The organism is Halobacillus sp., assembly GCF_049282395.1.
Taxonomy (GTDB): domain Bacteria; phylum Bacillota; class Bacilli; order Bacillales; family Halobacillaceae; genus Halobacillus.
In genome coordinates this window covers 1-3,916 of the sequence record NZ_JBAPTY010000289.1, presented here as the reverse complement: position 1 = coordinate 3,916, position 3,916 = coordinate 1, and the positions used below count along the sequence as shown (strand labels likewise).

5 protein-coding genes are annotated in these 3,916 nt (G+C 43.2%); 1 reads left to right on the top strand and 4 read right to left on the bottom strand.

Translation table 11 applies throughout. The features are described 5' to 3' along the window. Positions 1-42: 42 nt before the first annotated feature. From WAM07_RS12730 to WAM07_RS12720, 3 genes are all read right to left on the bottom strand, one after another. Positions 43-372 carry a FixH family protein gene (locus WAM07_RS12730; protein ID WP_422167381.1) on the bottom strand — a complete coding sequence of 110 codons (330 nt, stop codon included), beginning with the start codon at positions 370-372 and terminating at the stop codon, positions 43-45. Between the two features lie 167 nt (positions 373-539). Beyond that, complete coding sequence (gene bshB2, locus WAM07_RS12725; protein ID WP_422167379.1) at positions 540-1,229, bottom strand: bacillithiol biosynthesis deacetylase BshB2; 690 nt, start codon at positions 1,227-1,229, stop codon at positions 540-542. Positions 1,230-1,543: 314 nt separating this feature from the next. Next, a complete protein-coding gene (locus tag WAM07_RS12720) occupies positions 1,544-2,182 on the bottom strand; it encodes a YczE/YyaS/YitT family protein (RefSeq protein ID WP_422167377.1) in 639 nt (212 codons plus the stop codon). A gap of 291 nt (positions 2,183-2,473) precedes the next feature. Between WAM07_RS12720 and WAM07_RS12715 the strand changes: the two genes are divergently transcribed. After that, positions 2,474-3,682: a Bcr/CflA family efflux MFS transporter gene (locus WAM07_RS12715; RefSeq protein WP_422167375.1), complete on the top strand. Its 1,209-nt coding sequence runs from the start codon at positions 2,474-2,476 to the stop codon at positions 3,680-3,682. Between the two features lie 45 nt (positions 3,683-3,727). Here the strand turns inward: WAM07_RS12715 and WAM07_RS12710 are convergent. Then, positions 3,728-3,916, bottom strand: a 189-nt coding sequence (locus WAM07_RS12710; protein WP_422167373.1) for a hypothetical protein, incomplete at its 5' end; no start/stop codon positions are given.

Below are 3,916 nucleotides of genomic sequence, written 5' to 3'. Positions count from 1 at the left end.
TGTATGCGCAATAACTTGATAGGTACCTGAAGAATCGAAAGTCTATTCGATCGTATAGATTCCGGCACCTGTATGCTCTGCCTCGATGGTTTTGGAACTTTCCTGACCTTGGGAATCGTTCCAAATTTCAAAATCTACATAATCAGCGTCTTCTACAGGTTCACTTCCCTGTGTGACGACTGCTTCAATGGTTGTTTTCTCTTTTACGGGAAGTGGCTGCTCTCCAAACTTTACCTCTACTTCTGGAATTTCAGCTACTTGATCCTCCGAAGAGCTTGTTTCGTTATTCTGCTGGCTTTGTTCGTTAGTTCCGCAAGCAGCTAATAATAAAATAAATATAAATACGAGTAAACTCCATAGTAATCGATTCATGATCAGACTCCTTTCCGTAGTTTCTGTCTTTCATCATAACATTTCTATCTTAAACTAAAATGTGCGTTTTTAGACATTCCTGTGACATAAGGGACTACCTGTACATCTTATTGTCAGACAACAAGAAAAAAAGGCTGCACTCTTATAGAGCCAACCTTCCTTTTCTTTTATCTCCCAGGGTCTATGGACCAATCTTTATACGTATAAAAACGTTCATTGGTGACCCACTTCATAGCTTCAGGATCTTTAGTTTTAATGCCTTCTTCCAGCATCTCAAGCATCCGCGCAGTTTGAGAGATATGGGCACGCATTGCGTTCAGCTTTTCTGTTTGTACGGATTGAATATCGTTCACTACATCCGGCTCTCCTAACTTTTCTTCCGTGTCGTTAGCGAAAGCTATCGCATGAAATTTTGGGCGTTCGTCCGGTTCCATTTCACGAAGCGCTCGGACTACTGCTCGTGCCGTGGCTTCATGATCGGGGTGAACAGCAAAGCCAGGATAGAAACTGATGACCAAAGAAGGCTCCAGTTCATCAATTAGGTCTCTTACCATTTGCTTCATCTGTGTATCATCTTCGAACTCCAGGGTTTTATCCCGAAGGCCCATCATACGCAGGTCTTCAATCCCCATAGCTTCTGCTGCCTTTTTCAACTCCTTGCGCCGAATATCCGGCAGAGTTTCTCTAGTTGCAAATGGGGGTTTGCCTAAATTTCTTCCCATTTCACCAAGTGTAAGACACGCATAAGTTAAGGGAGTGCCTTGTTTTATATAGGACGCAATCGTTCCTGACACTCCAAACGCTTCATCGTCAGGGTGAGGAAAAATAACGAGGACGTGCCGTTCTTGTTCAATCATCTAATTCACTCCTTCTGCAGGATTCCTATTTTAATATTATTACGTAATTTGCTTTAATTTTAAAGCTATTTGTTTGTGCAGGGCAGGGGAGGTATAAAATATATATCCTGTTAAAAAGCTATCAGATATACTTCAATAGATCATACAGCTTCACGAGAGCAATGGAAAAGTCTCCGCGTTTCAGGAAATCAGCAGGGCCGAAGTTCGCGTTGGTGGGTATATTTGCAGAAAAGTGATAGTTGTAAAAATAGAAATCACGAATAGGAAAATATAAACAATAAAAGCCCTCTGCCAAATAGCAGAGGGCTTGAGCTTTATAACACGGGAGTAAAACGCTCGCGGTAGTGAGGGTGGTATAGATAATATAATGGATAACCATACGTATAAAAGTATTGGATCAATATGCCGGCAAAAGCAACGCCAGCTGCGGTTCCTAGTCCGACTGGTCCGCCGACAAAGAAAGCCGCGGATGAAGTTGTAAGAGCTATGGCCGTTTGACTTAACCGTAAGCTGACATTAAACCTTTTTGCGACAACTAAAAACAATTGATCCACAGGAGCTCTTGGCAGCTGAGGCAGAATGTAAATGGACACACCCAGCGCACTAAAGGTGACTCCTATTAGCAGGACAGCTAGCTGTGCGAGAAAAGGGGCAGACGCCAACGTCATATTCTTAAATACAATTTCTACCCAGAAATCCAGGATAAGACTTTCCAAAACGAGCGGGAGCAGGGCTCGCACTTCTGGCTTTTGCTTCATGAGCCAGCCATTAACAAAAATGAACAACAATTGAAAAATTGCGTACCAGATACCGACAGTAAAACCAAGCCGATCAGATAATCCTACAAATAACGCGGTCCAGAAACCTGCACCTAATGTGGCTTTTATCAAAAGGGCTACACCAAAAAAATTAACAAACATGCCAAGAATATAAATAGACATACGGTATAGCATTGTGAATCCTCATCTTTCTCATAAATTGAAACGAAAAGCATTGGCTTTTTTCCTTCGGCTATTCTATTAGCGTCGATACCAGCCGTCAATAGAAGGATTTATATGGATTATTTTTACTAGTTAATTGTGTAGATCAAAGGGATAAGGGCAGGACTCGAAGTTTTTCAATCATAAAAGTGGATTTATCGTTTAAAGAAAGATAAAATCGTAGTTTAGTAGCTTCTTACAGCGGGGGATATACAGCAGTGGGAAATAAACGAATGGTTTCGTTAAGAAAGGTGAATGAGATTAATGCTTCATAACCCAACAGGAAAAGAGCGTCTGGGACTGGCTTTCCTCCTAGGCATGCTTGGAATTCTAGGTCCGCTCAATATAGATATGTATTTACCAAGCTTCCCGGGGATTGCCTCGGATTTAAACGCGTCCGCTTCGCTCGTCCAGCTGAGTTTGACGGCGTGCTTAATCGGACTTGCGATCGGACAGATTGTGGTGGGCCCGATTAGCGATGCCAAGGGCAGGAGGAAGCCTTTACTTCTGTTCATTTTCTTATTCGCGGTTGCTTCCCTGCTTTGCGCGCTCGCTCCTAATATTTACATATTAATATTAGCACGTTTTATCCAGGGCTTCACTGCTTCTGCAGGTATTGTACTATCCCGAGCGGTTGTGCGTGATGTTTTCGATGGAAGAGAGCTTACAAAGTTCTTTGCTCTGTTAATGGTCATTAATGCTACAGCTCCGATGATTGCACCCATGACAGGCGGAGCTATTTTGTTATTACCATTTGCAACATGGAATACGATTTTTTATTTTCTCTGCCTGCTAGGATTGATCATCGTATCGACAATAACCCTGAAGTTAAAAGAAACCTTGCCGCCGGAAAAGCGAATTCCAAGTTCAATTCGGGAGTCCATTAAAACGATTGGGAGGCTTCTAAAGGATCGTTCCTTTATTGGTTATGCGTTAACGATCGGATTTGTTCACGGCGGCAGCTTTGCGTATGTATCGGGAACACCGTTTGTGTATCAGGGTATTTACGGAGTGTCTCCACAGGTTTTCAGTGTACTGTTCGGCATCAATGGTCTGGCGATTATTACGGGCAGCTTTCTTATTGGCCGCCTGGGAGGCATTATTCATGAGAGAAGCCTGCTTCGCGCAGCTGTTATTACGGCCGTAAGTGCCACCTCATTTCTTTTAGTTATGACGATTATTGAAGGACCGCTGGCTTCGCTTGTCATCCCAATTTTTATTTACATGACGGCTATGGGAATGGTTTTGACCAGTACGTTCACACTTGCTATGGAGCATCAAGGGCATCGGGCGGGAAGTGCCAGTGCTGTTTTAGGGATGCTTCCTCTATTGTTCGGATCGATGGTTTCTCCGCTTGTCGGTCTGGATGAAAGTACCGCCGTTCCAATGGGAGCCACGTTATTTATTACCGCCTCCATTGGTTCGGTTGCTTTCTTTACGCTAACGAGCAAAAATCAAGCCGCACAAGAATAAATGAAAGATCCAGATGCTTTGCACGTGTCTGGGTCTTTTTAGCATTTATCGGCAGAAGCCTCCCTCTTCAAGCACTGTGTCGAAGACCAGTGGTAAGGGAGAGATGCATGCCTTCGCCTTCAGGCGAAGGTTTTCGTTTTCTATTTTTACGGTCGTATGGTATTCTAAAATGAGAACATAAGTTCCTGTACGGAGGTGAAAATGGTGACGCACAAAGCTTATAATTTTCGCATT